This window comes from Micromonospora sp. LZ34 (genome assembly GCF_052981855.1).
In genome coordinates this window covers 1-874 of sequence record NZ_JBRIQN010000167.1, presented here as the reverse complement: position 1 = coordinate 874, position 874 = coordinate 1, and the positions used below count along the sequence as shown (strand labels likewise).

The following is an 874-nucleotide window of genomic DNA, read 5'->3' as shown; positions in this document are numbered from 1 at the left end:
CGGATGGCCGGCGTGCCACGCATCGCCGCGATCAGCGACGACTACCCCGGCAGCCTCCTCGACGTCCGCCACCGCGTGCCGGTCGGGGTCCCCGAGCCCGAACGCGCCCTCTCCCTCGCCGCCGCCGCCGGGCACACCCTGCCACCCGATGACCAACCCACCCTCCGCCTCCGCCCGGACGCGCTGCCCCCGCCCCCGGCCGGGCTCGGCGCGCCGGGCTACGTCGTGCTGCACCCGGGCTCGGCGGCGCAGGCCCGGGGTTGCCCGACCGAACTGGCCGAGCGGATCGCCCGGACGCTGGTCGCCGCGGGTCACCGGGTGGTGGTCACCGGCGGCCCGGACGAGACCGAGCTGACCGCCCGGGTCGCCGCCGCCGGGGCGGTGGACCTGGGCGGGCGGACCGGACTGGCCGAGCTCGGCGCGATCGTGGCCGGCGCCGGGGCGGTGGTGGTCGGCAACACCGGCCCCGCCCACCTGGCCGCCGCCTTCGGCACCCCGGTGGTCAGCCTCTTCGCCCCCACCGTCCCGTTCGGACAGTGGGGGCCCTGGCGGGTGCCGGCCGTCCGGCTCGGCGACGCCACCGCCCCCTGCCGGGACACCCGGGCCGCCCACTGCCCGGTCCCCGGTCACCCCTGCCTCAGCGGCGTCGACCCGGAGCAGGTCCTCGACGCGCTTCGGCTGCTCGGCGTACGCCCGGCGGGGCGGCCGGGCGCGGCGGCCGGGACGGACGGTCGGACGCCGCCCGCGCGGGCCGGCACCGCCTCGGGCCGGGTCGTGGCCGTCGGCGGGAGCGGCCGATGAACGTTCTGCTCTGGCACGTGCACGGCTCCTGGACCACCTCGTTCGTGCACGGCAAGCACCGCTACCTGGTACC

The 874-nt window shown here is 79.4% G+C and carries 1 protein-coding gene; it reads left to right on the top strand.

The window, feature by feature from the left end; translation table 11 throughout:
• The coding region (locus tag ACVCAH_RS37975) for a glycosyltransferase family 9 protein (protein ID WP_447141028.1) at positions 1 to 801 on the top strand (801 nt) is incomplete at its 5' end.
• Between the last annotated feature and the right edge of the window lie 73 nt (positions 802 to 874).